Below are 26787 nucleotides of genomic sequence, written 5' to 3' on the forward strand. Positions count from 1 at the left end.
CTGCGTCATGGGGGTGAGGGCCGGGGGCCCGCCGTGGATGGCGAGCCCCCGGTTGGTGCTGTGGCGTGCTGGTGGTGCTATTCCTGCGGGAGGTTCAGGCCGTCGCGGTTCTCGCCGTCGTCGCCCGCGGAGGTGCCGGTGGAGTCGGACTCCGCCGCCGCAGAGGTGAAGCGGTCCTGGACCTTGATCAGGCTCTCGACGCCGATCAGCAGGTCTTCCTTCTGCGCTGCCATGTGTGTCTCCATTTCCTGGAAGTCCAGGGCCGACGGGTGCCGGCCCAGCCCCGATGGGGCGTGCCTCACTAGCCCTGTTGTTTCCGGGCCGGTGAGGAGACAGGGGTGGCGCGAGGCCACGGATCGCGCGAACTCGGGATTCGTGCCGGAAGCCGGTTGCCGGTCAGCGGCCGGGATCACCAGCGATGGCCAGGGTGACCACCAGGACGATGACGGCCGCGGCGTAGAGGAGCACGGCGAGCTGTTGGCGCCAGCCCCACGGTGCTCGGCCACGTACCCGGGAATCCCGTTCTAAGGGGGCGTTCAACGTCGGAAGGCGGCCACTACGCCGCCCCCGGCGCGGTGGATGCCGGCTGAAGGGCACGGGCCGATGACGAGGTCCCGCCACAGCGGGGGCACTCGCACGGGGGGTAGCGGCCGGGGTTGGAGAGGATGTCGAACGGGTCGCCTTCCAGGACCCGTGTGCTCGGCGACCACGTCCGGCCCGAGTCCCGCGATACCCGGATGCTCATCAGGACGCGGGGCTCTATGCCCAGGTCAGGGGTTGCCCCGAGGGCCGTTCGCTCTGTGTCAGGAGTGCCCGCCGAATCGTTCAAGGCGGTCGTCCTCGGTCGCTTCGCCATGTCCAGAAGGATGGCGATCAGGACGACGTGCCAGAAAGGCCCAGCGGATTACCCAACTTGGGTAACATCACGGTCGGTTGAGACCTTGAAGCGATCCGTAGTCTTCCTCCGGAGCGTGCCCGATGCCCGAGTCACGTCGCACGAAGGAACTACCGGCAAGTCTGCTCACCGATCCCGAGATGATCGATGCGTGCCGCGTGCGCGACTTCGCGAGGGTCTTTCGCCTGGTCAAGGCACGCGCTGGCATCTACCCGTCGATGATCGCGCGCCAGTGTGAGCTGACGCCGAGCCGGGTGGGGGAGGTAATCGCGGGCCAGCGGCAGCTCCTCCACATGGACGTGATCGAGCGGATTGCCGATGGGTTGCGCATCCCGGGGCACATGCTCGGGCTTGCCCGACGGGAGTGGGAAACGCCAGTCGCGCTTGCGGTGGTAGAGCGAGAGCCACCGGAATTGGTGCACCCGCCTGCCGGGCTCAGGCCGCTTGCAGCCTTACCCGGGGTGGAGGTGGACAGCATCCTTGCCTTGGCTGCCGGTAGCAAGCCGAGCCCTTCCACTCTCCAGGCGCTCCGGTCCTCGATCGAGGACTACTGGCGACGCGACGACGAGCACGGAGGGGAGACCCTTCGACCGGCCGTCGTCGGCCAGCTGCGATACGTCGAAGGGCTGCTGAAGGGCCAGCGGCCGACGCCGATACAGAACGGCCTCTACGGCATTGCGGCGGAGCTGGCGCGGCTGACGGGTTGGACGTACTTCGACGCCCGGCAGTACCAGCAGGCCCGCGCGTACTTCTCGGAAGCTCTGCAACTGGCCAGAGAGATTGACGACCATCCGTTCATGGCCAACGTGCTGGCCTGCATGAGCTTGCAAGCGACCTACCAGGACAAGCCGGCGGACGCGCTTGCCCTGGTGTCTGCTGCCCAGGACCAGGCCCGTGCCGCCAGCGGGGCGACGCCGAGAGTGCGGGCGATGCTGGCCATGCGCGAAGCCTTCGCCCACGCGACCTTGGGGGACCGGAAGGCGACGCATACCGCGATCTCCGAGGCTCACAGTCAGTTCGAGCGCATCCACGAGGGCGACCCGGACCCGGCATGGGTGACGTACTTCGATGAACCGAAGCTCATCGTGGACACCGGCATTGCACACGGCCGTCTTGGCGAGGCAGCGATTGCCGAACCGCTGATCGCGGATGCGCTGGCGCGGGAGGATCCTGCGAACCAGCGTGGCCGGGCGTTCCATGCCTTCTGGCTGGCCCGCACGCAGCTCCAGCGCGGCAAGCTCGACCAGGCGTGCCACACGGCGATAGAGGCCCTGGTGCCTGCCGCGGCGGTGTCGTCCGAGCGGGTGGCCGGGCACCTTCGCGAGTTCTACGAGCAGCTTGCGCCCTATCGCGAGGTGCCGGCCGCGGTTGCCTTCGAGGCACGTCTACGAGCGATGCTTCCCCCGCAGGGTCAGCGAACCCCTTCGTCCATCAGGACGTAGAGGAGGCCGACCAGGGAGCCGCTGCTGACGATCTCGCGGCGGTCGATCATGCCCCGGATGTTCACCAGCGGGATCCACTCGACGCGATCCGACTCGTTCTTCTCGGTCGGCGTCCCGTCGTACGTGGCACCGTCCGCACGGAACAGGTGGTGCTGGGAGTCCGTGATGCCGTTCGCCGGTTCAGCGTAAAGCAGCGGCTTCATCGGGCCCGGACGCCAGCCGGTCTCTTCGAGGACTTCACGGGCGGCAGCCTCGCCGGGGGTCTCGTCCGCTTCCACCAGGCCCATGGGAAGCTCCCACGCCCACGCGTCCGTGATGAAGCGGTGGCGCCACATCATCAGGACTTCTTGGCGGTCGTTGATCACGGCGGCCACGGCCAGGTGGCGGAGTTTGACGACGTGGTGTTCCCAGCGGTGGCCGTCCGGCGTTTCGATGTCGGTGAGCCACAGGTTCACCCACTTGTTTTCGTAGATCGGACGTTCCCCGTGGATCTTCCACTGCATCGCTGCGACCCCTCTCGATCGGCCTCCAGCATCGCAGAACTAGGGCTAACTAGGGCTAACTAAGGCTAGGTTCAGTGAGGATTCATGTCATGCCGACGAGAACCTGAGTGCTGAGTAGCTGCGAGGGACCCTCAGCGCTTCCCAGCCAGGAAGAACTGACCGTCAGCCCCCAGACGTGCGACATGATGTTGCTCGCCGAGACGGATCCGTCAGGGGGGTGGCAATGGAGCCGCAAGTGGTTACGCCAGAGGAAGTCGATCCCGAGGAGACCGCGACGGCACTGGCTGAGGCACCAGAGAAGCCGGGGAACCTCACTAGGCTGAAGCTCAGTGCGTTGGGAAACCGTCCATACAAGTGCCCTGAGGTCATACCTGCCTGGTGGAAGCTGCGCAGCACGCACAGCAGCGTGTCTGGCCTGTTCGACACGCTGCACCTAGTCCGACGCGAGCGGTCGCAGCAGAACAAGGCCGAAACTAGGGGACGTCTCCACTCTGATGCCCAAGACCTGCTGCGTGCCGCCATTGTGTTCACCTCGGCTGGCGTAGACGCCTCGGTACAAGCCCTCATTGAGCACTCTGTTCCAGCGCTGATCACGCGCCCAGGTACGCCGAGGGACAAGTACGAGACGTTCGTTGAGGAACAGGCGAGAGCGCCGAAGGTCGAAGACAGCTTCCTAGCCGCGCTGAAGTCGCAGGATCCGCGACCGGAGCTGCTCAGCCTCTACGTGCAGAGCAAGACGAAGGCCAGCTTTCAGGGCAGTGGTGATCTTCGGACTCGTGCCGCATCCTCGCTCGGGATTACGAACCAGCAGGTACCCAGGGGACGCTTCACCTCGCTGGATGCCTTCTTCACGGCGAGGAACGACGTGGCTCACAGACTGGACATGGACAACGTCACCAGAGCTGATGCCGCACCTCCCAGGAAACTGCGCGTTCAGGAAGAGGTGCGCTCGATGTGCGACGAAGCGCTTCTCCTCGTCCGTGACCTGATCAAGGAGACCGCGGTGAATCTGGCCGCCTGCCGCTGAGAGCCGCAGGCCGGCGAGATCCCGGGACCCCACCGCCGCCGGTGAGACTGCGAGTCGCCTGGGCCAATGGACCAGGCGTGGACCGCCATCAGTGGTGAGGATCCCCAGGGGCAGGTAGAGAGCAGGTCAGAGACGCCATCGGCGCTTCCCGCAGCACTCTCTTGAAAACCGTCGTGGCAGCGATGTCACCGTGGGTTCAAATCCCACACCCACCGCAGGCGAGAGGCCCTCGACCAGTACGTATGGTCGGGGGCCTCTGCCATGCCGTTCCCCGCCGGGCACCGCTGTTCCCCCTGGTTTCCTGCTCCGTCGGGCACGGAAGGGGCACGCAGGGGCCAGGGCTAGGGCACGGCTTTGGAGCTGCCGGGGGCAGCACGTCAGCGGCTGATCGGGATCTCGTAGACGATCTCGCAGTGCGCTGCGGGCACCACGATGTCCGCTGTCTCCACGGGGCGGCCCTCGTCGCTGTAGTACGTCCGCCGGATGTGCGTCACGAGCGCGGCTTTCTGGATGCCGAGTAGTGCACTGTGCGCGACCGCCGCCCCGGCATGAGGCCCCGAAGCGGCGGTGGCTCTCATCAGCGGCCGGCTGCCGGCAGCCACGGCAGCTGGCGGATGTCCTCCTCGCTCAGCGCGCCCTCGTAGGCGAACACGCTGTCTACCGCGCCGTGCAGATACTCGCCCCATCCGTCGGCGGTGCGGCCCCGGCCGAGCTGGAGCCCGCCCGTGCTCTTCCAGGCGGCGGCGAAGTCGGCCGTACCGCCTTCGCCGAACTTCACCCCGTCCAGGTAGAAGGACACCTGCTTGACGGAGGCGTCATGGACGACGGTCACCCGGTGGCCGGGCCCGCTGTTGCCGTCCGGCGATTCGATCCGGCTCAGCACGGTCTCCGGCGCGCCCGGCGCGTCGGCGTGGGCCATCACCAGGTCCCAGCTGGAGCTCTCCGGGTCGAAGCGCACCTTGAAGGCGTCGCCGTGCTCGCCGCCCTGGGAGATCGCGGTCATCGGCGCCGCCGGCTCGTCGTCGGCGAGCCGGACCCGGACGCTGACGGTGAAGCTCCCCGAGGTGTCGACCACGGGCGCGTCCGTGGCGGCGTGGCCCGAGACGCCGTCGAGGCGGAGGTGGCCGTCGCCGTCCATCTCCAGCGGGAAGTCCTGCCCGCACTCAAGGTCCAGCGGGTCGCACGGGTCGTCGAGGCGGTAGAGCGAAGCGCCCGGTCCCAGCTTCAGCGGCGCGCCGCCGCCCTCCTCCGGGGCGAGGCCGTCCGGCGCGGTGTCGAGCGCCCAGTGGCCGACCCGCCGCGCGGCACGGGTGGCGAGGTCCTTCACCTCGGAGCCCACGACGATCCGGTCGTACGCGCGTACGTCACCGATCTCGCCCTGCCAGCGGTCCCGGTACCCCTGCGCGCCACGCGCCCGGCCGATCTGGAAGGCGCCCTCGCCCGCCACGGGGGTGACGGCCACATCCTCGCCGGCCGCGCGGCCGTTCACGTACAGCCGTGCCGTACCGGTCTCCGCGTCGTACTGGCCCAGCACATAAGCCCACGCGCCGGTCTCGGGAAGCCCGCCCGTGACCTGTGCCCCGCCGACGGAGAACGACCACTGGGGGGCGCCCGCGACCTGGGTCAGGCCCAGAGTGAAGGCGCGTGCCGTGCCCGCGTCCTGCGAGAGGACCGTACGGGTGCCGTCCACGCGTCCCGGCCGCACCCAGCCGCCGACCGCGAAGGTCTCCGCGGTGTCGGTGACGACCGGGGCGCCCGGGGTCAGGAAGCCGTGCCCCGATCCATCGAGCAAGGCGGTGGCGGTGAGCGGTGTGCCGGACGGCGCGGGCGCGCGGAAGGTGACGCCCGCACCGGCACGGGCGGCGGTACCGGTCTCCGCGGCGGCCGAGCGGGAGCCCGCCGCGTCGGCGAGCTTCCATCGCGCCACCGGGGCGGGGCCTTCCCCGATCCGGAAGGTGTAGCTGGTGCGCGGGCCACGGTTGCCCGCTCGATCCTGTGCCTGTACGGAGAGGGTCTGCACGCCGGCGCTCTCCGGCAGGAAGCGGATCTCGGCCGATCCGTCGGACTCGGCCTCGACCGTCTTCGACGGTCCGCCGATGAAGGAGTAGGCATAGGCCGTGACGTCGTCGGCCTGCGACGTGACGAGGAAGGTACCCCGGACGCCGACCCCGGGCGTCCAGGTGTTGTCGTCCGGGTAGTCGCCGGAGGTGACGACCGGGGCGTCGGGCAGGGTACGGTCGTACACGAACTGGCAGGGCGCCCCCGCCCCTTCGCTGCTCCAGGCCGACGCCCCGGCGTCGTTGACGGCACGCACCCGCCAGGAGATGACGGTCTCGTCGGGGATCTCGCCCGGCAGCTGCCAGCTGAACGGGGCGATGTCGGACATCGTGGTGGTGGTCATGGTCACGCGCTCCTCGGCGCCGCCCTCGCCCTGCCACCAGGCCTCGAACTCACCGCGCACGCTGCTCACTTGGCCCGGCTGTCCGCCGCCGGGCCCGTACAGCCGCGCCGTCAGCCGCGGGACGGATCCCACGTAGGGCCGCTCGTCCCCGGACACGCACGGTTCGCTGCCAGTCTCCAGGTCGGCGGTCAGCGGCTGTTTCGGCGGGAGCGCGCCGGACGCCGCCAGTACGGTGCCCGGCGACGCCAGCACCGTCCCGGCGGCGACCACCGCGACCGCAGCCGCCCGTCTCGCCCGAGCAACTCCCGTACGTCTCACCATGCGCGTATCCCTCCCCTGTGACGCCACCGAAGATCGTTGGCCGGGGGGAGGCTAGCAGCAGCGCACGCGGGCCGCTCCCGAGTATCGCCGGGGTGCACGCCACCGGGGCCGTCACCAGTAACGCTCCGCAACAGGTCCACAGAAGTTGAGCCTGAACCCGTTCTGGTTCTGGCTCAACTTCTGTGGGTGTGACGGAGGGTCGCCGCGTCAAGGACGACGAGCCAGAGTCTTCGACGCGAACAAGACCGATGGGGTCAGATGCCGGCGCATCCGTCGATGACGGTGCAGGTGAGGCGGATGCCGCCCAGGTAGGTGGAGATGCCGTCCTCGCCGTGCATGTGGGGCGCGTTCTGGAACCACTGCCGCCACAGGCCGCCCTCCTGGAGGAAACGGCTGGCCCGGTCGCTGTGCAGGACGGAGTCGGTGTACGCCAGCGCGCCCATGGCTGTCGGCTGGTCGTAGGCGAGGTCGGGCCGATGCAGGTAGTGATCCAGGTAGGCGGCGAGCAGGTCGGCGTCCCGCGCGGTGCCGAAACTCGCCAACGCAGCGCAGTAGGCCCCACCCGCGCAGCAGACCTCGCTCTCCAGCAGCAGCGCTCCCAGCCGCTCGCGGAAGTGGTCACGGCGCGAGACGGCGGCGAGCCATGCCGCGGTGCGCCGCTCGCGCCAACTGCCCTCGAAGAGGATGGTGAGCTCGGCGTCGGTAACAGCCCTCGCATCAGCGGCCAGGGCATGAACGAATGGCTCGTACTCCTCGCGCGACATGCGAAGTACCGCTCCGCCAAGCTTCAGGTAGCGGCGCGCAGGGAGGCAATAGCGGCGGTACAGGGCCTGTATCTCGGGGTCGTAGCGGATCACCACCCCCTCCTCTCGCGACGAGCGCGCAGCTGAGGGCGCGCGCCGGAGTAAGCCTGCCGTGGCCCTGAGACGCGAGGGGCGCCAACTGGGACCCAGGTCGGGTGAGCAGGGTTTCGACAGGACGCAGCGTCACTGCTCCACAGAAGATGAGCCAGAGCCGATACTCGTGAACAAAGCCAGAAGCGGCACCGGTGGGCCGCGCAGGAGAAGAACCGTCTCCCCTGGGAACACACGGTCGGGCTGGTTCCTGTTCGGTGCATCGACGTTGGCCGATAGGGTCGTGGCCATGGGGGGTGGGACGACTCGCAAGTGCGTTTGGTGCGAGAAGCGGTTCACGCGGCGTTCGTTGTGGCGGGCGAAGCGCTACTGCAAGCGGTGGCACCAATGCGTGCACTACGGCGCGATACTGGTGGGCTCCTTGTTCTCCTGAACGATCAGGTAGTGCACTGACCGGCGGAGCAAGCGCAGAGAGCGCCAGCAGGCTTCCGCGATGGCCCGTGGGGCACGTAGCGGGCACGATGACATGACGGTGTGAAAACCGTCGTGGCAGCGATGTCACCGTGCCGTCACCCCCGCCCCCGCGTCAGCCGTTCCGCCGAGGCGATCGCCGCACGGGCCTCCTGTTCCGTGAGGCCCGTGCGGACCGCTGCGCTGGTGAGGGCGTCGGCCAGGGCGTCGCCGAAGCCGTGTTCGTACGCGCGGCAGGCGGCCCAGAACAGGCGGGTGTTGCGCTGGCCTTCGTGTGCCGCCAGAACGAACTGGATCAGGCCCTCGCCCCGGCGGCCCGGGGGTTCCGGTGTACCCGCGCCGGCCATGGCGGTACCGACCGGGCGGCGCGGGGGTGGGGTGAGGAGGCGGAGGAGGGCGCGGGGGCAGGGGGCCGGGGTGAGGTGGGCGGTGCCGGGGGCCAGGCGATAGCGGCCGTGGGCGGTGATCGAGCCGGGGCCGACCAGGTAGCCGCCGGTCCCGCGGACGTCGATGCCGGGGGCGAGGCGGCCGGCCGAGTTGGGGACCGTGGTGTCGGCGGGGCCGGTGAGCCAGAGGTGGCGGCCGCCGCTCGGGGTGAGCACGGTGACCGTCGGCGGGATCGTGAACAGGTGCTGGAGGGCCAGCTGCCGGAGGGCGCCCACCGAGTCGTTGCCGTGCGCGGTGTCGATGTCCAGGTCGATGCCGATGAGGCGGTGCGGGGCGCGCCCGCAGGCGATGCCGTACCCCGTGGCCCGGGGCGCGGCGGCGAAGAGCGCTCGGACCGCCGTGGGGTCGGTGGCGGCGTCGTGCACTCCGTGGCCCGGCAGCCCGCACTCGCCCCGGCAGTGGACCCGCGGCTGCTCGCCGTGGTGGGGGGAGCGCAGCGCGGGGAGCTTGGTGGCGGACAGGGGGAAGACGGGGAGCCCGCGCCCGGCGGCGGCGAGGGCGTGGGCGAGGGCCAGGGTGGCGGTCTGCCGATCGGTGGTGGCCATGGCTACAGTTTCGTACACTCGTTCGAATAAGGGAAGTGGGGCCGGGCTTCGGCGGGCCGGGCTGCGTAGCCTTTGTCATGAGGAGCAGGGAGTGGTTCCGCGTGGCTCCCCAGCAGCCCACGACCGAACTCGACGCCCGCTACGGCTCCGCGCGCAACCCACGTCCCGGTGCGGGGAACGTCACCGCCACCGACTAGGCCGAGGCGCAGCGCCGGTTGTGTGACGCCGAGGCCCTCTGGGTCACCTCCGTCCTGCCGGACGGCCGGCGGCACGTCACGCCGCTGATGGCCGCCTGGTGCGACGGGACGCTGTTCTTCAGCGCCGGGCCGGGCAGGCGGAAGGCGAGGAATTTGGCCGGGTATGCCCCGTAGGCGCGGGTGCGGCGCCCGGCCGGGCCTTCGCTGTCGCAGAGGAGGTCTACCGTCTCTTCTTCATGCTTGCGAGGGAATCAGTGGGCAGGGCACGGTTCGCCGGGAATGTGCTGGGCAACTCTGGTCTCGCGACGTCGTGACCAGCACCGGGGCGGTCGGCCGACTTTCCTGGAACCAGCCGCACACGAACCAACTGAGGCCGGAATTCCGGTTCCTGGAGGAACTGACATGGCAAACATCCGTACATCCGTACCGCTCGTGTTCTCGCCGCAGTCGCCGCGCTGCCCCTGACCGTCGCCCTCTGCGGCGGTGTGGCCCTGGCGGACAACGGCTCCTTCGCGAACGACGGATCGAACGCGGCCGTGGCGACGATCGGCGGCAGTGGCGTCGGCGGCGACAACAGCGGCAACTCCGCGACGACGCAGCAACAGGCCGTCGGCTCCGGTGCGTCGAACCAGAACACCTCGGCCCAGGTGAGCGGTTCGGCCTTCACCGCCATCGACCAGTCGGACCACAGCGTCGACGTGAACTTCACCCCGTTCTTCTGGTGATACCCCCGGTGGTCACGCCTCTTCGGTGAGCAGGTGACCCGGGACCTTCCGGGGGGTGGGTTCCGGTCGTCCGAACGGCAGCCCGCACGGCGGCACTTCGGCGCCTCGTGCGGGCTGTCGCCGTTGCTCCTGACCCTTGACAGAGGGCCTGAATCTGACGGACAGTCAGGAATCGTTCCGGTGACGTGACTCGCCCCCTGGAGGCCCGCCGTGCACCTCGCCCCGACGGAGCGCCAGCAGCAGCTGCGTACCGAACTGCGCGCGTACTTCGCGGCCGTGCTGCCCGAGCGAGGAAGCCGGCGCGACGATCCTGGTGAGCAGCGGCGGCTGCTCCGTCGGATCGGCGCCGACGGGATGCTCGGCCTCGGGTGGCCTGTCGCCTACGGCGGGCAGGGGCGGGGACCCGACGAGCAGTTCGTCTTCTTCGACGAGGCGTACCGGGCCGGTGCCCCCGTCTCCATGGTCACCCTGAACACCGTCGGCCCGACCCTGATGAAGTACGGCACGGAGGAGCAGAAGGCGTACTTCCTGCCCCGCATCCTCAGCGGCGACCTCGTCTTCGCGATCGGTTACAGCGAGCCCGAAGCCGGTACGGACCTGGCGGCCCTGCGGACCCGGGCCGTGCGGGACGGTGACGACGGCGAGGACTGGGTGATCGACGGGCAGAAGATCTTCACCAGCAACGCCCAGCGGGCCGACTGGATCTGGCTCGCCTGCCGTACGGATCCCGAAGCACCCAAGCACCGCGGCATCTCGATCATCCTCGTGCCGACCGACGATCCCGGCTTCTCCTGGACGCCCATCGAGACGGTGGGCGGGCTGACCACGACCGCTACGTACTACGACGGGGTACGCGTTCCCGCCTCGAACCTCGTCGGGGAGGAGAACGAGGGGTGGGGGCTCGTCACCAACCAGCTCAACCACGAACGCGTCGCCCTGGCCGCCATCGGCATGCAGGCCGAGGACTTCTACGAGGAGGCCCTCGCCCACGCCCGTACCCCCGACCCCGCCACGGGGCGCCGCCGGGTCGACGAGCCGTGGGTACGTGCCCGGCTCGCGGAGGCGTACGCCCGGCTCGCGGCGACCCGGCTGCTGAACTGGCGGCTGGTCGGGGCCGTGGGGTCGGGCGCGCTGGCTCCCGGGGAGGCGAGCGGCGTGAAGTTCGCGGGCACCGAGAGCGCGGTGGAGGTGTATCGGATGTGCCAGGAGGTGGTGGGGGACGTCGGTCTTCTCAGGAGCGGATCACCCGGCTGCTTCGGCGCGGACGGTGGCGGTGGTGGTGGCGCCGGCGGTGGTGGTGAGCTGGAGCGGATGAACCGGGCCGCGCAGATCAACACCTTCGGCGGCGGCGTCAGCGAGGTGCAGCGCGAGATCGTCGCGACGATGCGGCTCGGGATGACGCGGGGCAAGCGGTGAAGCCGGGCGCCCAGGACGTGCAGGCCGATGTCTCAGATCCCCTGCACGAACGGCTCACCTCCTACGCCGGTCGTCCCGCCGCCACCGCCGGCACCGGCAAGGATCCCGTCAACCTGCCCATGATCCGCCACTGGTGCGAGGCCATGGGCGACACCTCCGCCGCCTACCGGGGGCCTGACGCCGTCGCCCCGCCGGCCATGCTCCAGGCCTGGACGATGCGCGGGCTCTGCGCGGACCCGGAGCCCGACGACGGCACGGGCCGCTCGGCCGCGTACGACGAACTCCTCGGGCTGCTCGATGGCGCCGGGTACACCTCCGTCGTCGCGACCGACTGCGAGCAGGAGTATCTGCGGCCGCTCCGCCCCGGCGACCGGATCACCTTCGACGCCGTCATCGAGGCCGTCTCCCGCCGCAAGACCACCAAGCTCGGCACCGGCTACTTCGTCACCACCCGCATGGACGTCCACGCCAACGGCGAACCCGCCGGGACGCACCGCTTCCGCTTCCTCAAGTACCGCCCCGCGCAACGGAAGACCGCGAAGCCGGAGAGCGAACCGCCTCTCCGCCCCCGACCCGTCATCAACCGTGACAACGCCGGATTCTGGGCCGGGGTCGCCGAGCACCGCCTCCTCATCCAGCGCTGCACCGGCTGCGCCACCCTGCGCTTCCCCTGGCTCCCCGGCTGCAACGCCTGCGCCGGCCAGGAGTGGGACACGGTCGAGGCGGGCGGTGAGGGCACGGTCTTCAGTCACGTCGTGATGCACCACCCGTCCTTCCCCGCCTTCGACCCGTCCGGTGAGGGCGGCCCGTACGCCGTCGCGCTCATCGAGCTCGCCGAGGGCGTCCGCATCCTCGGCAACGTGGTCGGGGTGCCGTACGACAAGGTGCGCGTCGGCCTGCCCGTACGCCTGGAGTTCCTCCGTACGGACCCCGATCTGGAACTTCCCGTCTTCCGGGCGAGCGAGGGCGGTTGAGATGGACTTCACCCCGAGCGAGGAACAGGCGGCGGCGCAGGGTCTGGCCGCGCGGATCTTCGGTGACCTCTCGACGCACGAGCGGCTGGTGGCGGCCGGAACGGGTACGGACGCCGGGCTGTGGAAAGAGCTGTGCACGGCCGGGCTGCCCGGGGCGGTGGAGGACATCGGGCTTCTCGGCCTGGTGCTGCTCCTGGAGGAACAGGGCCGGAGCACCGCTCAGGTCCCGCTGGCGGCGACGTGTGTGTACGGGCTCCTCGCGGTCGCCGAGCACGGTACGGCGGAGCAGCGGGAGCGCCTGCTGCCCGCCCTGCGCGACGGTACGGCGGTGGCGACGGGGGCCTTTCCGGCGCGGGGCGGAGTGAGGGCGGCGGACGGGGCGCTGTACGGGGCCGTGCCCTGGGTGCCGTGGCTGCGGGACGCCACCCATGTGCTGGTGGCCGACGCGGACCGGGCCCTGTGGATCGTGGAGGCCGGGGCGCCGGGCGTGACCGCGGTGCCCGTGGAGACTACCGCGCCCTGGTCGGCGGGGCGGCTCGGCCTCGACGGCGTACGGGGAGAGCCCCTCGGTACGGGCCCGGGGGCCTGCGCCGCGGTCCTTGCCGCGAGCCGGACCGCCTTCGCCGGGCTCCAGGCGGGCGTCTGCGCGGGCTCCCTCGTCCGGGCGGTCCAGCACACCACCACCCGCGAACAGTTCGGGCGGCCGCTCTCCACCAACCAGGGCGTCCTGCTCCGCGCCGCCGACGCCCACATGGACACGGAGGCCATCCGGGTCACGGCGTACGAGGCCGCGTGGCGGCGCGACCGGCGACTGGACTACGAAGCGCAGGCGTTGGCGGCCGCCTGGTGGGCTTCGGAGGCGGGGCGGCGGGTCGTGCACGCGGGTCAGCACCTGCACGGCGGCACCGGGGCCGACCTCGACCATCCGGTCCACCGGCATTTCCTCTGGGGGCGTCAGCTCGACGCGTACCTCGGCTGCGGTGCCGAACTCCTGGAGAAGCTGGGCCTGTTGATCGTGAGCGACCGGATGGAGGACACGCCATGACGGAGGCGCCTCGCGTCGGCGACGCGCTGCCGCCTCTGGAGATCGCCGTCACCCGCACCCTGATCGTGGCGGGCGCCATCGCCTCCCGGGACTACCAGGACGTGCACCACGACGCCGAAGTGGCCCGGGAGAAGGGCTCACCCGACATCTTCATGAACATCCTCACCACCAACGGGCTGGTCGGCCGCTACATCACCGACCACTTCGGGTCCGCCGCCGTCCTTCGGAAGGTCGCCATCCGGCTCGGCGTTCCCAACCACCCGGGGGATGTACTCCGGTTGACCGGCCACATCGTGGCCCTGGAAAACGTCGCCCTGGAAGGCGAAAACCGCATCCTTATAGAGGTCGCGGTCACCGGCGACAACCGTATGGGGCGTCACGTCAGCGGAAAGGCCACCGTCGCCATCACCAGGGAGGGCGGGACATGAGCGTCCGCATGGCCGACTCCCTCGGCGGAAGGGCCGCCATCGTCGGCATCGGGGCCACCGAGTTCTCCAAGAACTCCGGCCGCAGCGAACTCAAGCTCGCCGTCGAAGCCGTCGGCGCCGCCCTCGACGACGCGGGCCTCACCCCCGCCGACGTCGACGGCCTCGTCACCTTCACCATGGACACCAGCCCCGAGATCACCGTTGCCCAGGCCGCCGGGATCGGGGAGCTGTCGTTCTTCTCCCGCATCCACTACGGAGGCGGCGCGGCCTGCGCCACCGTCCAGCAGGCCGCCCTCGCGGTGGCGAGCGGGGTGGCCGATGTCGTCGTCTGCTACCGGGCGTTCAACGAGCGCTCCGGCCGCCGCTTCGGCTCGGGCGTCCAGCGGCGCGAGCCCACCGCCGAGGGCGCGGCGCTCGGCTGGAACCTGCCGTCCGGGCTGCTCACCCCCGCCTCCTGGGTGGCGATGGCGGCCCAGCGCTACCTGCATACGTACGGCCTCGGACCGGAGGTCTTCGGGCAGGTGGCGGTGGTCGACCGGCGGCACGCGGCGCGGAACCCGGCTGCGTACTTCCACGGGCAGCCGATCACACTCGCCGACCACGCCACCTCCCGCTGGATCGCCGAACCGCTGCGGCTGCTCGACTGCTGCCAGGAGACCGACGGCGGCCAGGCCCTCGTCGTCACCAGCGTGGAGCGCGCCCGCGACCTGCCCCGGCCGCCCGCCGTCGTCGTGGCGGCGGCCCAGGGGGCGGGCCGGTCGCAGGAGCAGATGACGAGCTTCTACCGGGACGGGCTGACCGGGCTGCCCGAGACCGGTGTGGTCGCCCGGCAGCTCTGGCGGAGCTCGGGGCTGGCCCCGGCCGACATCGACGTGGGCATCCTCTACGACCACTTCACGCCGTTCGTCCTGATGCAGCTGGAGGAGTTCGGTTTCTGCGGTCCGGGGGATGGCGGGGCGTTCGTCGCGGCGGACGCGCTGCCCCTGAACACTCATGGGGGTCAGCTGGGGGAGGCGTACCTCCATGGGATGAACGGCATCGCGGAGGCCGTCCGGCAGATCCGCGGCACATCGGTGAACCAGGTGGCGGGGGCGGCGAGGTCCCTGGTCACGGCCGGTACGGGGGTCCCGACGTCCGGGCTGATCCTCGGCGCGGACGGCTGAACCAGGCCGGACGGAGCCGGGCCGGACCCTTACGGCGGGGCGGCGGGAACCCTTAAGGCCGGACGACGGCCCGTCCACCTTCAGGAGGTGGAGGGTGAGCCGGCCCTACAACCTGAGGCGGACGGCCCTTCGGGACCTGGGGGCGATCCCCTGGGCGGGCCCCGCTCCTAGCGTTGAGTACATGACCACGCCAGTCTGCACGGGCGCCTCCAGGGCGGCCTCCGCCACCGCCGCCGGCCACCTCACCCACGCGCCGTACGCGTCGTTCTCCTCGTACGTCCGCGCCCGGGGCCCGGTCCTGCTGCGCACCGCGCGCTCGCTGACCGCGAACCCGTGCGACGCGGAGGACCTGCTGCAGACCGCGCTCGCCAAGACGTACGTCGCATGGGAGCGGATCGAGGACCACCGGGCGTTGGACGGGTACGTCCGCCGGGCGCTGCTGAACACCCGGACCTCGCAGTGGCGCAAGCGCAAGGTCGACGAGTTCGCCTGCGAGGAGCTGCCTGAGCAGGGTGGTGTCGCGGCGCCCGACCCGGCCGAGCAGCAGTCGCTGCACGACGCGATGTGGCGCGCGGTGCTCAAGCTCCCGGACCGCCAGCGCGCGATGGTCGTCCTGCGGTATTACGAGGACCTCAGCGAGGCGCAGACGGCCGAGGTGCTCGGGGTGTCGATCGGTACGGTCAAGAGTGCCGTCTCCCGCGCCCTCGGCAAGCTCCGCGAGGACCCGGAGCTGACGCCGGTGCGCTGAGACTCCCCGTTGCCCAGACGGTCCCCGCACGGCCCCGGGCAGGAATTTTCTCCCGCGAGTAGTGACATACCACGTGGTATGTGCGCAGAATCAGCGCAACCTTACTGCCGCGTAGCGCCCACCGGGAGGACGCCGTGCTCAGCACCATGCAGGACGTACCGCTGACTGTCACCCGCATCCTGCACCACGGGATGACGATCCATGGGAAGTCGCAGGTCACGACCTGGACCGGCGAGCCCGAGCCGCACCGACGCACCTTCGCCGAGATCGGCACCCGCGCGACCCAGCTGGCCAACGCGCTCCGCGACGAGCTGGGCATCGACGGCGACCAGAGGATCGCCACCCTCATGTGGAACAACGCTGTCCACGTGGAGGCCTACCTCGCGATTCCCTCCATGGGGGCCGTGCTCCACACCCTCAACCTCCGGCTGCCGCCGGAACAGCTCGCCTGGATCGTCAACCACGCGGACGACAAGGTGGTCATCGCGGACGGCTCGCTGCTGCCGCTCCTCGCACCGCTCCTGCCCCACCTGCCGAGCATCGAGCACGTGGTCGTCTCCGGGCCGGGCGACCGCTCGGCGCTCGCCGGGGTCACGCCGCGCGTGCACGACTACGAGGAGCTGATCGCGGGCCGCCCGACCACGTACGACTGGCCGGAGCTGGACGAACGCCAGGCCGCCGCCATGTGTTATACCTCCGGCACCACCGGGGACCCCAAGGGCGTCGTCTACTCCCACCGCTCGATCTACCTGCACTCCATGCAGGTCAACATGTCGGAGTCGATGGGGCTGACCGACAAGGACACCACGCTCGTCGTGGTCCCCCAGTTCCACGTGAACGCCTGGGGGCTGCCGCACGCCACGTTCATGAGCGGCGTCAACATGCTGATGCCGGACCGCTTCCTCCAGCCCGCTCCGCTCGCCGAGATGGTCGAGCGCGAGCGCCCCACGCACGCGGCCGCGGTGCCCACCATCTGGCAGGGCCTCCTCGCCGAGGTCACCGCCAACCCGCGCGACCTCACCTCCATGGCCAACGTGACCATCGGCGGCGCGGCCTGTCCGCCGTCCCTGATGGAGGCGTACGACAAGCTCGGCGTCCGGCTCTGCCACGCCTGGGGCATGACGGAGACCTCGCCGCTGGGCACCATGGCCCACCCGCCCGCCGGGCTGAGCGCCGAGGAGGAGTGGCCGTACCGCATCACCCAGGGCCGCTTCCCCGCCGGTGTGCAGGCGCGGCTGGTCGGCCCGGCCGGCGAGCACCTGCCGTGGGACGGCGAGTCGGCCGGTGAGCTGGAGGTCCGCGGCGCCTGGATCGCCGCCGCGTACTACGGCGGGACCGACGGCGAGCACCTGCGGCCCGAGGACAAGTTCAGCGAGGACGGTTGGCTGAAGACCGGTGACGTCGGCGTGATCAGCGCCGACGGCTACCTCACCCTCACCGACCGGGCCAAGGACGTCATCAAGTCCGGTGGCGAGTGGATCTCCAGCGTGGAGCTGGAGAACGCGCTGATGGCCCACCCGGACGTCGCGGAGGCGGCCGTCGTCGCCGTACCGGACGAGAAGTGGGGCGAGCGTCCGCTGGCGACGGTGGTCCTCAAGGAGGGTGCCGCCGATGTCGACTACGAGGCGCTGAAGGCGTTCCTCGCCGAGTCGGGCATCGCCAAGTGGCAGTTGCCGGAGCGCTGGTCGGTGATCCCCGCCGTGCCGAAGACGAGCGTCGGAAAGTTCGACAAGAAGGTGATCCGGAAGCAGTACGCGGCCGGGGAGCTGGACGTCACCCAGCTCTGAGGCCTCGTCGGCGGTCGCTTGTTTCACGTGAAACAGGGCGGGGGCGGTACGGGAAATCCGTACCGCCCCCGCCCTGTTCTGTGCACGCTCTAGTTGGTGCCTATCTTCGCCAGCAGGTCGACGATCCGGGACTGCACCTCGTCGCTGGTGGACCGCTCCGCCAGGAAGAGAACGGTTTCCCCGGAAGCGAGCCGCGGCAGCTCCGAGGGTTCCATCCCGGCCGAGGTGTAGACGACCAACGGGGTGCGGTTGAGCTGCCCGTTCGCCCGCAGCCAGTCGATGATCCCGGCGCGCCGACGGCGTACCTGCATCAGGTCCATGACCACCAGGTTCGGCCGCATCCGGCCCGCCAGGTCGACGGCCTCGCTGTCGGTCGCCGCACGGGCGACCTGCATCCCGCGCCTCTCCAGCGTCTGCGCCAGCGCCGCCGCGATCTCCTCGTGCTCCTCGATCAGGAGGACGCGGGGCGGGTGCTGCTCGCTGTCGCGGGGGGCCAGAGCCTTGAGGAGGACGGCCGGGTCCGCCCCGTACGCGGCCTCCCGGGTCGCCTGCCCCAGACCGGCCGTGACCAGCACCGGAACCTCGGCGGCGACGGCCGCCTGGCGCAACGACTGCAACGCCGTACGCGTGATGGGCCCGGTCAGCGGGTCGACGAAGAGCGCGGCGGGGAACGCGGCGATCTGGGCGTCGACCTCCTCACGGGAGTTGACGATCACCGGACGGTAGCCCCGGTCGCTGAGCGCCTGCTGGGTCGGTACGTCGGGGGCGGGCCAGACGAGCAGCCGGCGCGGGTTGTCCAGCGGCTCGGGTGGCAGTTCGTCGTCCAGCGGGCGGGGCTGCGGCCGGTTGGCGACCTCGACCGCACCGCCGGGCCCGTCCAGCGGCTCGGGGCCCTCGGCGCCCTCGTCGGGCGCCCCTATGGCGTACGCGCGCCCCTCGGCCACCGGAGGCGCCAGCAACTGGCCGGAGCCGGGGTTGGTGGGGTCGGTGGGCCCTTGACCCTCGGAGGGCTGGGGCTGCTGGGTGCCGTGGGGCTGCTGCTGCTGCTGCTGCTGCGCGGCGGCCGGGTCCGGGCCTGCGGCAGGCGGCGGGGCCGTGGGGCGCTCGCCCTCCGGCGGGGCGGAGAGCTTGCGGCGCCGGCCGGCGCCGCCGAGGCTGGGCTGCTGGTTCGGCGGGGTGGGGACGAGCTGGTTCTGCTGCGGGGTGAGGTGCTGCGCGAACGGCACCCCCTGGCCCAGCGTCCGCACGCTGAACGCGCGCCCCTGGGTGGAGTCCGGGTTGACGCCCGCCATCGGCTCCTCGGCGGGCAGCGGCTGCCGCCGGGCGTCCGGCAGTGGAACGCCCGTGCCGGAGTCGGCCGGGTGCGCCGCCGGGACGGCCGCGGTGCCGGTGGTGTGGGCGGTCTGCCCGTTGCCGCCCCAGGACCGGTCGTCCGGCGCGGGACGGGGGGAGGCCGGGGCTTGCGGTACGCCCCCCCAGGGCTGCTCGTCCGGTACCGCGTCGCCGGGGAGGGGCGTGTCCTGGTCCGGGGCACCCGACCAGTCGGCGTGCGGCGCCACGGGGTGGGCCTGCGGGGGCGTGTGGCCGGCCTCGGGGGCGGAGCGCCCGTGGTGGCTCTCGTCGCCGGACAGGGGTTCGGGGGCGGTGCCCGGTGCCGGGACGGACGCGGGGGCGGTGGCCGGTGCGGCGGCCGGGGACCGGTCCGCGTCGGCGGGCGGCAGGGCGAAGGCGGTACGCGGACCGGCCTCGGCGGCCGTGCGCTCCTGGGCGGCGGCCAGCGCTCGGCGGGCCCGACGGCCACCGGGCTGTTGGGCCTGGGCTTGCTGGTTGTGGCCGCTCGGGCCCTGGTCCGGGCTCGTTGCGCCGTTGCCGGCCGCGAGGGCGGGGAGCGCCGGGCGGTGCTCGCCCTCACGCCGTGCCCGCCGACCGGCGGGCGGCACCGGCTGCTGCGGATCCGCCGGTACGCCCTGCGGTGGCACGGTCTGCCCGCGCTGGGGGCGTCCGGCGCCCTGGGCGCCCTCGGCCGCGGTGACGACGGAGCCCTCGGACGGCGCGGCAGGCGCGGCGGAGGTCAGCGCGAGGGCCTGCCGCTGCGGCTGCTGCTGGGGTTGCCGCTGAGCGGTCTGGGGCGATCCGGTCTGGGGCGATCCGATCTGCGGCGGCCCGATCTGCGGCGGACCACTCTCCGCAACACCGTTCCCCCTGACCTCGACCCCGGCCCCGCTCTCCGCCGGGCTGGGCCGTCCGCGCCTGCGCCCCGACCCCTCGCCCTGCTGGGCCGGGATCAGCTCGGAAACCGCCTGCTCCTCGTCCGCGGCCGGACCTCGGCGAGCCCGGCGCCGCCCGGTCGGCTCGGCGACGGGCCCGTCCGCCGGGCCCTCCGCGGTCTCGGCCTCGGGCGCACCTCCGGGGATGTCCAGGAACGCGTCGGTCGACGGCCGACGCGCCCGGCGCCGCCCGCCACTGGTCACGCCCGGAGCCCCGACACCCTCGGACGGCGCGGGCGGCGTGGGCGGAGCCAGGGAGGTCTCCACCGGCACCTCAGGGGGCGCGATGGCGCCCGAGCCGGCGCCGATCGGGATGTCGAGGACGTACGCGCTGCCGCTCATCCCCGGCATCTCGTGGGTCTGGAGCACACCGCCGTGCGCCTGGACGATGCCGCGCACGATCGGCTCGTGCACCGGATCTCCCCCGGCGAACGGCCCGCGCACCTCGATCCGTACGACGTCACCGCGCTGGGCGGCGGCCACGACGACGGTCGAGTCGACGTATCCGCCGCCGGGGACGGCCCGGGTCTTGCCGGTCGAGTCGACACCACAGACGTCCGCGACGAGATGGGCGAGGGCGGTCGAGAGCCGGACCGCGTCGACCTCGGCCTCGATGGGCGGAGCGTGCACGGCGAACTGGGCGCGCCCGGGTCCGATCAGCTCGACCGCCCCGTCGATCCCGCCCGTCACGATCCCGTCGATCATCGCGGGGGCCTTGTGCAGCCCCTCCACGCCCGCGTCGAGGCGCTGGTAGCTCAGCACGCTGTCGACGAGGGTGGTCATCCGGGCGTACCCGGCGGCGAGGTGGTGCAGGATCTGGTTGGCCTCGGGCCACAGCTGCCCGGCCGGGTCGGCGGCGAGCATGGACAGCTCACCGCGCAGCTCCTCCAGGGGCCCGCGCAGCGAACCGCCGAGGACGGCGGTGAGCTGGGAGTGCTGGGCGCCCATGGAGGCGAGGAGCTCGGCCTGCCCCTCGACCTCGGCGGAGTACCGCTCGGTCCGGTCGGCCAGCTCGGCGGCGTGGGCCTCCTTGAGCGCCTCCAACTCGGCCGCGTGCGCTTCCTTCAGCGCCGTGACCTCGTCGGAGTGGCTGGTGGTCAGCTCGGCGACGACGTTCTTGTGCTGGGCGGACAGTTCTTCGTACGGCCTGCGGTCGGTGAAGGTCATCACGGCGCCGACGAGCTGGTCCCCGTCGCGCACGGGCGCGGTCGTCAGGTCCACGGGCACCTGGGCGCCGCTCTTGGACCAGAGCACCTGGCCGCGTACGCGGTGCTTGCGCCCGGACTTGAGGGTGTCGGCGAGCGGCGACTCCTCGTACGGGAACGGCTCGCCCTCCGCCCGCGAGTGCAGGATCAGCGGGTGCAGCTCCTGGCCGCCCAGGTCGCTGGCCCGGAAGCCGAGGATCTGTGCGGCGGCGGGGTTGACGAGGACGACGCGCCCGTCCGTGTCGGTGCCCACGACGCCCTCGGACGCGGCGCGCAGGATCATCTCGGTCTGGCGCTGCGAGCGGGCCAGCTCGGCCTCGGTGTCGACGGTGCCGGAGAGGTCCCGTACGACGAGCATGAGCAGTTCGTCACCGGTGTAGCTGGAGTGGATGTCGTTGTACGCGGCCTGGCCGCTGTCCAGGCTGGCGCTGGTGACCTCGACCGGGTACTCGTGCCGGTCGGTGCGGCGCGCGATCATGCGCGTCGGCTTGGTCCTGCCCTGCTCGTCCGCAGCCTCGGGCCGGCGCATCGATCCCGGGATCAGCTTGGAGTCGAACTCCGGCAGCAGATCCAGCAGTCCGCGACCGACGAGCGCGGTGCCCGGGGTCTCGAACATTTCGAGGGCGATGGCGTTGGCGTTGACGACCGTGCCGTTGCAATTGACGAGCAGGAGCCCGTCCGGAAGGGCATCGAGTATGGCTGCGAGGCGAGCAGTGCCTCGGGATGGCCTGCTGCTCACGACGACGCTTCCTCCCTGATTACCGCACCTTGCCGACAGCGGGCCCCATCTTGCCCCTCGGGCCGCAGACTGTCACTGGAGGAGTCTAAGGCCAGGGGAGGGCCCGAGGGCGGCGGATGAGGGGGAGCTCTCACCAAGGTTCTGTGCACGGCGTGTACGCCACCGGCCTGCGACGTGAGCGTCCGCGCACCCTGTGACGTGCGCGGACGCGGGACGGCGAAGGCCTTGCCGAAGATCGGCGAGGGCCTATCGGAGATCGGGGAGCACCGGAACCAGGTTGTTCCAGCGAGCGATCTCGCAGCCGTCGCCCCGGGTCACGGTGGTGTCCACGGCCCGGCCCTCCCACGTTCCGACGATGCGGGCGGAGGCGTCGCCGCCGTAGATCATGGTGCACATGGTGCCCTGGGGCGCCGGCTGGAACAGCTCCTGCCCCGCCCGGGTCGCCCCGACCTCCGCGAGCCGGTCACAGGCGCCCTGCCGCTCAGGGTGGGTGCCTCCGGTGGGCCCGCAGGTCAGCTCGAACGTCCCGTCGGCCCCGGCGACCCCGGAGCGCTCCACGGTCACGGTGAGCCGGGTCCGCGCGGCGGGCTTCTCCTGGCCCCCGCCGCTGCCGCCGTCCAGGAACGAGGGGAGCGGCGGGAGCGGCACAGGCAGCGGCCCGAGGGCGGGGAAGGCCGAGGAGAGGGGACCGGCGGTGGGCACGGCCGAGGGCACCGGACCGGTGGCGGTCGCGGCGGGGGCGGTGGTGGCCAGTGCGGCGAGCGATACGACGGCGGCGAAAGCGAGACGGCGCAACATGCGGGCTCCTGTATCTCCGCATCACGGACGACCGCGGATGCGACGGATGTCGAGGTGGGCGGTCGGCTGCTGGGCGGCGGGCCGACCGCTCGCGGCCGCACCCGGCCGCTACCGACCGGCGGAGGCCGAAGCCCCCACGCCTCTCTAACGCGTCTCCCGCCCGGACGTTGCGCCACCACGCCGAAGTGCTTTGCCCTGGCCCCCGCATGGCTAGTAACGTGAGCGGCGATTGGTGGCACGACGCTCGACTGTGTCATCATCTGCACGCACCCACTCGCGTTCGCGCGAGGTGTGTGGAGGAGGCGTCGCCTAGTCCGGTCTATGGCGCCGCACTGCTAATGCGGTTTGGGTCTTAAAGCCCATCGAGGGTTCAAATCCCTCCGCCTCCGCTCCACCCCGAAGCCTCGTGCCCCTGGCACGGGGCTTCGGTCGTTCCCGGCGCGGAGCCACGTGTGCGCCGTGGTCAAGGGGGCGGCCCAGATCTGCCCCAGAAGAGTGTTTCCGCAGGTCAGAGGTGGTGCGGGCAATGGATTTCGCGTCACGGCGCAGGTCATGTAATGTTGTTCCCGCAACGCCGACCAGGCAGAAAAGCCCGGAACGCCAAGCACTCGTAGCTTAACGGATAGAGCATCTGACTACGGATCAGAAGGTTGCAGGTTCGAATCCTGCCGAGTGCACAGCAAGTGAGAGGCCCCCAGGAGCAATCCTGGGGGCCTCTGGCGTTATCCGGCCTTCGCGGCCTTCGCGGCCCTCGGGTGCGGCAAGGGGGCCGGCTCCTGTGTGACGCCGCGTCGGCGGGTCGGCAGGCCGAGGGTCGGGTTGGCGACGCCCCAGGCCGCGCCCTTGCAGACCAGCTCCTTGTAGAGGGCGGCGGTCCGTCCGGTCAGGGCGGCGGGGCGGGAGCGGTCGTCGGCGGTGACGTACTGGATCAGGCCGTCCTTGCGGCCCAGCGAGATGCACTGGTTGAAGTAGCGCAGCGGGACGGTCGTGGGCTTCGTGCCGGTGAGGCGGGAGGCGATGGAGCCGGCGGCCTGCCAGGCGGTGGGGACGCCGGAGGCGCACGACATGCGCAGCGGCTTGTCGCCGGGGCCCATCACCAGAGCCGCGTCGCCGATGGCGTACACGTCCGGGTGCGAGACCGAGCGCATGGTGGCGTCAACCACGATCCGGCCCGTGCCGTCGGCCTCCAGCGCGGTCGCCCGCGCGATCGGGTGGACCGCCAAGCCGGCCGTCCACACGGTGACCGCGGCCGGGATGGTGGAGGACGCGGTGGTGACGTGGTCGGGCCCGACGGCGGTGACGGCCGTGTGTTCGTGCACGATGATGCCGAGCTTGTCGCAGACCTTGCGCAGGTGGCGGCGGCCCTTGGGGGAGAGCCAGTCGCCGAGCGCGCCGCGGGCGGCGAGGGCGACGTCGAGGTCGGGGCGGGCCTCGGCGATCTCGGTCGCGGCCTCCAGGCCGGTGAGGCCACCGCCGACCACGACCACGGACTGCCCGGCGCCCAGGCCGGCCAGGCGCTCGCGCAGCCGGAGTGCTCCGGGGCGGCCGGCGATGTCGTGGGCGTGTTCGGCGGTGCCGGGGATGCCGAGGGTGTTCCAGGCGCTGCCGAGGGCGTACACGAGGGTGTCGTACGCGAGTTCCTCGGCGGCGGCGCCCCCGTCCGTGATGCAGACCGTCCGGCGGTCCACGTCGACGGCGGTGACCCTCGCGAACCGCAGATGAACTCCCGTACCGGCGAACATCTCGGCGAACGGGCGGGCCTTGAGCTCCTGTCCGACCGCGAGCTGGTGCATCCTGACCCGCTCGACGAAGTCGGGCTCGGCGTTGACGAGGGTGATGGAGACGTCCTCGCGGCGCAGCCGCCTGGCGAGGCGACCGGCGGCGATCGCTCCGGCGTATCCGGCTCCGACGACGATGATGCGGTGCTGCGTGAGCTGCATGTCCTGACTCCTGTCTCGCGCGGTTTCGCCCCTTGAACCGGGCAGCCCGCTGTTTCCTGACAGGTGACGGTTGTGACCTGTGTCACAGGGTGGTCAGAAGGCGTGGAGCAGGGGCTCTCCGTGGTCGGTGGCCGCCCACCGCCGGGTCGCGCGTTCGAGCTTGTCGGGGTTGGCCTGACTGCGGAACGCGGCGATGCCCTCCGCCGTGATCTCCACGCACAGGACGCCGATGACCCGGCCGTCGAGGACGACCACGACGGCGGGGGCGCCGTTGGCGGTCGTGAGGTGGACCTCGGGGGAGCCACCGACGAGATCGCGCTTGGCCTTGCTCGGCTTGAACAGACCCCGCATGAACTTCGCGACCGCGAGCGCCCCCTCGAACGGCTTGGTGCGGGCCGGAACTTTCCCGCCGCCGTCGCCGATCGCGATGGCGTCCGAGGTGAGGAGCCGTACGAGCGGCTCGGTCTGCCCGCTGGTCGCGGCGGCGAGGAACTCCTCGACGATCCGCCGGGCGGAGGCCTCGTCGATCTCCGTACGGGCCTTGCCCCGTGCGACGTGCTGCTTGGCGCGGTGGAAGATCTGCTGGCAGGAGGCCTCGGTGATGTCGAGGATCTCCGCGATCTTCCGGTGCGGGTAGTCGAACGCCTCCCGCAGCACGTACACCACCCGCTCGTTGGGCGAGAGGCGCTCCATGAGGGCGAGGACGGCGTACGAGAGCGACTCGCGCTGCTCGGCGGTCTCGGCGGGGCCGAGCATCGGGTCCCCGGCGAGCAGCGGCTCGGGCAGCCACTGGCCGACGTACGACTCACGCCGGGCGCGGGCCGAGGTGAGCTGGTTGAGGCAGACGTTGGTGAGGACCTTCGTCAGCCAGGCCTCGGGGACCTCGATGCGGTCGATGTCCGCGGCCTGCCACCGCAGGAACGTGTCCTGCACGGCGTCCTCGGCATCGCTCGCCGAGCCGAGGAGGCGGTAGGCGATGGCCTCCAGGCGGGGCATGGAGGCCTCGAAACGGTCCATCTGGGTCCGTGTCAGAGCCATGGTCCGGATCCTATGCTCGCCGGTGCGCGGAGCCCCGGGGCGCCGCCCCTGAACCGCTATGCCGGAACGACCCGTTGGGCAGCCCTGCTGTCCCTTTCCGTCGTTACGTCGGTCGGCGCGGGAGACTGCGGTACGGGCGGGGAGCCCGGTGCGCCGCCCTTCTCGCCCCCGACCGGAGCGTCGGCCGTTGCGACGCCTGGTGAGACCCCCCTGGGCGCCCTCCGACGCGACGGCCGTCGCCGATGAGGCCAAGGCTGTCCTGGGCGGTGCGGAAAGAAGTCGGGGGCAAGGGCGTGCCGTCGGCTGCCGGGACCCAGGCGTGTGACGGACCTCGCCGGCGACTACGAGGCCTTCGTCGACGGCTTCGCCGGTACGGAGCGGGACACCGTACGGATCCTCGGCGTGGAGGGGAACACGGTCCAGGCGGAGCTGGAGGCGCTCCAGAGCGACGGCAGCCTTAAGGTCTTCGAAGGGACATACACGGTTCGCTCAGGTGTGATCATGGCGGCCGATGTACGCGAGGTGACGGCGGACGACGCGACCACGCCGAGCGACGGGCCAGGGGCGTCGCTCGTCCTATGAGAACTGCGACGCGGCCCAGGATGCCGGAGTCGCGCCTCTGTACACGGGTCAACCCGGGTATGGCGACCATCTCGACCGGGATGGCGACGGGATCGCCTGCGAGCCGCACATCCCTTGAGGCGCCGCGCCCGCCGCATCAGTGCCCGGAGCCGGGGTAGCCGGAAGAGCACGGGGCGTGATGGGCGCGCCCGGCTCGGAGGTTACCGATGGGGTCGCAGGGGCACGGCCAGGTGCAGCGGTGGCAGGACCGGTGGTGGGCGGTGGGGTTGCTGGTGCTGGTGGTGTGGGTCGGCATCCGGCTGGCCTTCGACGGATGGTCGGGATGGCCCGGCATTCTGGTCGGCGGGCTCGTCTACGCCGGGTTCATGACGTGGTACGTGATGCGGCGCCGACGCCGTGACGCCCGGGCGGTGGGGACCGATGCCGCGCGGGTGCCGGAGCTGGAGCGGCGTATCGCGAAGAACGGCGAGCTGCCCGAGGATCCGGCCGAGCAGGTTGCCATCATCCGGCTGATCCGGCGCCGGGAGGAGAAGCTGCGGCGCAATCGGTGGTGGGCCTTCCCGCTGCTGGCGCTGATCTTCTTCGGGATCCCGGCTCTCTGGTTCGCCGCCGGGAACGAGGCTGCGGGCCTGTGGGGGCTGGCGTTCGGTGCGGCGTTCCTGGGGTGGATGGTCTGGTTCAACCGGCGCTTCGTCCGCCGGATGGCCGGGATGCGGCAGCGCATCGAGGGTGTCGGCGGTGGCCTGGTGGCAGGCCCGGTCACCGGTTCGGCCGGTGGTGCGGAGGGGTTCGCTCACGGGGCCCGTTAGCCTTCGCGGAGGCATGAGGG

22 protein-coding genes, 2 tRNA genes and 2 pseudogenes are annotated in these 26787 nt (G+C 71.5%); 16 read left to right on the top strand and 10 right to left on the bottom strand.

Translation table 11 applies throughout. From position 1 onward, the window contains the following. Window positions 1-77 precede the first annotated feature (77 nt). Window positions 78-233: a hypothetical protein gene (locus AMK21_RS35020; protein ID WP_158070702.1), complete on the bottom strand. Its 156-nt coding sequence runs from the start codon at window positions 231-233 to the stop codon at window positions 78-80. A gap of 745 nt (window positions 234-978) precedes the next feature. On the opposite strand from AMK21_RS35020, the gene AMK21_RS07370 reads away from it, so the two are divergent. Next, the gene (locus AMK21_RS07370; protein ID WP_073875309.1) at window positions 979-2337 is read left to right on the top strand and encodes a helix-turn-helix domain-containing protein; all 1359 of its coding nucleotides are present in this window, start codon (window positions 979-981) and stop codon (window positions 2335-2337) included. On the opposite strand, the gene AMK21_RS07375 is transcribed toward AMK21_RS07370, so the two are convergent. Continuing rightward, window positions 2307-2840, bottom strand: a complete 534-nt coding sequence (locus AMK21_RS07375) for an NUDIX hydrolase (protein WP_073875311.1) — start codon at window positions 2838-2840, stop codon at window positions 2307-2309. The genes AMK21_RS07370 and AMK21_RS07375 overlap by 31 nt on opposite strands. Window positions 2841-3075: 235 nt before the next feature. On the opposite strand from AMK21_RS07375, the gene AMK21_RS07380 reads away from it, so the two are divergent. Continuing rightward, the gene (locus AMK21_RS07380) at window positions 3076-3867 is read left to right on the top strand and encodes a hypothetical protein (protein WP_143194846.1); all 792 of its coding nucleotides are present in this window, start codon (window positions 3076-3078) and stop codon (window positions 3865-3867) included. A 377-nt stretch (window positions 3868-4244) separates the two neighbouring features. Here AMK21_RS07380 and AMK21_RS07385 read toward each other — a convergent pair. From AMK21_RS07385 to AMK21_RS07400, 4 genes and pseudogenes are all read right to left on the bottom strand, one after another. Continuing rightward, window positions 4245-4424 (bottom strand): annotated as a pseudogene (locus AMK21_RS07385) (GntR family transcriptional regulator); the annotation flags it as partial. Between the two features lie 20 nt (window positions 4425-4444). Next, window positions 4445-6589 (bottom strand): LamG-like jellyroll fold domain-containing protein, encoded by a 2145-nt coding sequence (locus AMK21_RS07390; protein ID WP_073875315.1) that lies wholly within the window; start codon window positions 6587-6589, stop codon window positions 4445-4447. 254 nt (window positions 6590-6843) lie between these two features. Beyond that, a complete protein-coding gene (locus tag AMK21_RS07395) occupies window positions 6844-7446 on the bottom strand; it encodes a DUF6000 family protein (RefSeq protein WP_073875317.1) in 603 nt (200 codons plus the stop codon). Between the two features lie 566 nt (window positions 7447-8012). Next, window positions 8013-8906, bottom strand: coding sequence for a bifunctional DNA primase/polymerase (locus tag AMK21_RS07400; protein WP_073875319.1), 894 nt, complete (start codon window positions 8904-8906; stop codon window positions 8013-8015). A gap of 77 nt (window positions 8907-8983) precedes the next feature. Here AMK21_RS07400 and AMK21_RS33595 point away from each other — a divergent pair. From AMK21_RS33595 to AMK21_RS07440, 9 genes and pseudogenes are all read left to right on the top strand, one after another. After that, a pseudogene (locus AMK21_RS33595) lies at window positions 8984-9262 on the top strand (pyridoxamine 5'-phosphate oxidase family protein); the annotation flags it as partial. A gap of 260 nt (window positions 9263-9522) precedes the next feature. Beyond that, window positions 9523-9828: a hypothetical protein gene (locus AMK21_RS07405; protein WP_073875321.1), complete on the top strand. Its 306-nt coding sequence runs from the start codon at window positions 9523-9525 to the stop codon at window positions 9826-9828. A 210-nt stretch (window positions 9829-10038) separates the two neighbouring features. Next, window positions 10039-11244: an acyl-CoA dehydrogenase family protein gene (locus AMK21_RS07410; RefSeq protein ID WP_073875323.1), complete on the top strand. Its 1206-nt coding sequence runs from the start codon at window positions 10039-10041 to the stop codon at window positions 11242-11244. Beyond that, on the top strand, window positions 11241-12218 hold the full coding sequence (locus AMK21_RS07415) for a bifunctional MaoC family dehydratase N-terminal/OB-fold nucleic acid binding domain-containing protein (protein WP_073875325.1): 978 nt from the start codon (window positions 11241-11243) through the stop codon (window positions 12216-12218). Before AMK21_RS07410 ends, AMK21_RS07415 begins: the two co-directional genes overlap by 4 nt. 1 nt (window position 12219) lies before the next feature. After that, window positions 12220-13263, top strand: a complete 1044-nt coding sequence (locus tag AMK21_RS07420; RefSeq protein WP_073875327.1) for an acyl-CoA dehydrogenase family protein — start codon at window positions 12220-12222, stop codon at window positions 13261-13263. Further along, window positions 13260-13691: a MaoC/PaaZ C-terminal domain-containing protein gene (locus AMK21_RS07425; protein ID WP_073875329.1), complete on the top strand. Its 432-nt coding sequence runs from the start codon at window positions 13260-13262 to the stop codon at window positions 13689-13691. Before AMK21_RS07420 ends, AMK21_RS07425 begins: the two co-directional genes overlap by 4 nt. Beyond that, complete coding sequence (locus tag AMK21_RS07430) at window positions 13688-14854, top strand: lipid-transfer protein (RefSeq protein WP_073875331.1); 1167 nt, start codon at window positions 13688-13690, stop codon at window positions 14852-14854. Before AMK21_RS07425 ends, AMK21_RS07430 begins: the two co-directional genes overlap by 4 nt. A 181-nt stretch (window positions 14855-15035) precedes the next feature. Then, window positions 15036-15602 carry a SigE family RNA polymerase sigma factor gene (locus AMK21_RS07435; protein WP_073875333.1) on the top strand — a complete coding sequence of 189 codons (567 nt, stop codon included), beginning with the start codon at window positions 15036-15038 and terminating at the stop codon, window positions 15600-15602. 134 nt (window positions 15603-15736) lie between these two features. Beyond that, window positions 15737-17389 carry a long-chain fatty acid--CoA ligase gene (locus AMK21_RS07440; protein WP_073875335.1) on the top strand — a complete coding sequence of 551 codons (1653 nt, stop codon included), beginning with the start codon at window positions 15737-15739 and terminating at the stop codon, window positions 17387-17389. Between the two features lie 89 nt (window positions 17390-17478). Here the strand turns inward: AMK21_RS07440 and AMK21_RS07445 are convergent, their stop codons facing one another. Continuing rightward, complete coding sequence (locus tag AMK21_RS07445; protein WP_073875337.1) at window positions 17479-21600, bottom strand: PAS domain-containing protein; 4122 nt, start codon at window positions 21598-21600, stop codon at window positions 17479-17481. A 246-nt stretch (window positions 21601-21846) separates the two neighbouring features. Beyond that, entirely contained in the window at window positions 21847-22398 is a 552-nt protein-coding gene (locus tag AMK21_RS07450; RefSeq protein WP_073875339.1) for an SSI family serine proteinase inhibitor, read from the bottom strand. A 298-nt stretch (window positions 22399-22696) separates the two neighbouring features. Here AMK21_RS07450 and AMK21_RS07455 point away from each other — a divergent pair. Both AMK21_RS07455 and AMK21_RS07460 read left to right on the top strand, forming a co-directional pair. After that, window positions 22697-22787 (top strand) — tRNA-Ser (locus AMK21_RS07455). A 215-nt stretch (window positions 22788-23002) separates the two neighbouring features. Then, a tRNA-Arg gene (locus AMK21_RS07460) sits at window positions 23003-23075 on the top strand. Window positions 23076-23120: 45 nt separating this feature from the next. Here AMK21_RS07460 and AMK21_RS07465 read toward each other — a convergent pair. Next, window positions 23121-24338: an NAD(P)/FAD-dependent oxidoreductase gene (locus AMK21_RS07465; RefSeq protein WP_073875341.1), complete on the bottom strand. Its 1218-nt coding sequence runs from the start codon at window positions 24336-24338 to the stop codon at window positions 23121-23123. Window positions 24339-24431: 93 nt separating this feature from the next. Further along, window positions 24432-25376: an RNA polymerase sigma-70 factor gene (locus tag AMK21_RS07470; protein WP_073875343.1), complete on the bottom strand. Its 945-nt coding sequence runs from the start codon at window positions 25374-25376 to the stop codon at window positions 24432-24434. A gap of 321 nt (window positions 25377-25697) precedes the next feature. Between AMK21_RS07470 and AMK21_RS07475 the strand changes: the two genes are divergently transcribed. The 3 genes from AMK21_RS07475 to AMK21_RS07485 all read left to right on the top strand — a co-directional run bounded on the left by AMK21_RS07475 (window position 25698) and on the right by AMK21_RS07485 (window position 26767). Then, window positions 25698-25958, top strand: a complete 261-nt coding sequence (locus tag AMK21_RS07475) for a hypothetical protein (RefSeq protein ID WP_073875345.1) — start codon at window positions 25698-25700, stop codon at window positions 25956-25958. A 37-nt stretch (window positions 25959-25995) separates the two neighbouring features. After that, window positions 25996-26076, top strand: coding sequence for an excalibur calcium-binding domain-containing protein (locus AMK21_RS35820; protein WP_073875660.1), 81 nt, complete (start codon window positions 25996-25998; stop codon window positions 26074-26076). A gap of 88 nt (window positions 26077-26164) precedes the next feature. Then, window positions 26165-26767 carry a hypothetical protein gene (locus AMK21_RS07485; protein WP_073875347.1) on the top strand — a complete coding sequence of 201 codons (603 nt, stop codon included), beginning with the start codon at window positions 26165-26167 and terminating at the stop codon, window positions 26765-26767. Window positions 26768-26787: the final 20 nt, after the last annotated feature.

This window comes from Streptomyces sp. CB00316, assembly GCF_001905595.1.
Classification (GTDB): domain Bacteria; phylum Actinomycetota; class Actinomycetes; order Streptomycetales; family Streptomycetaceae; genus Streptomyces.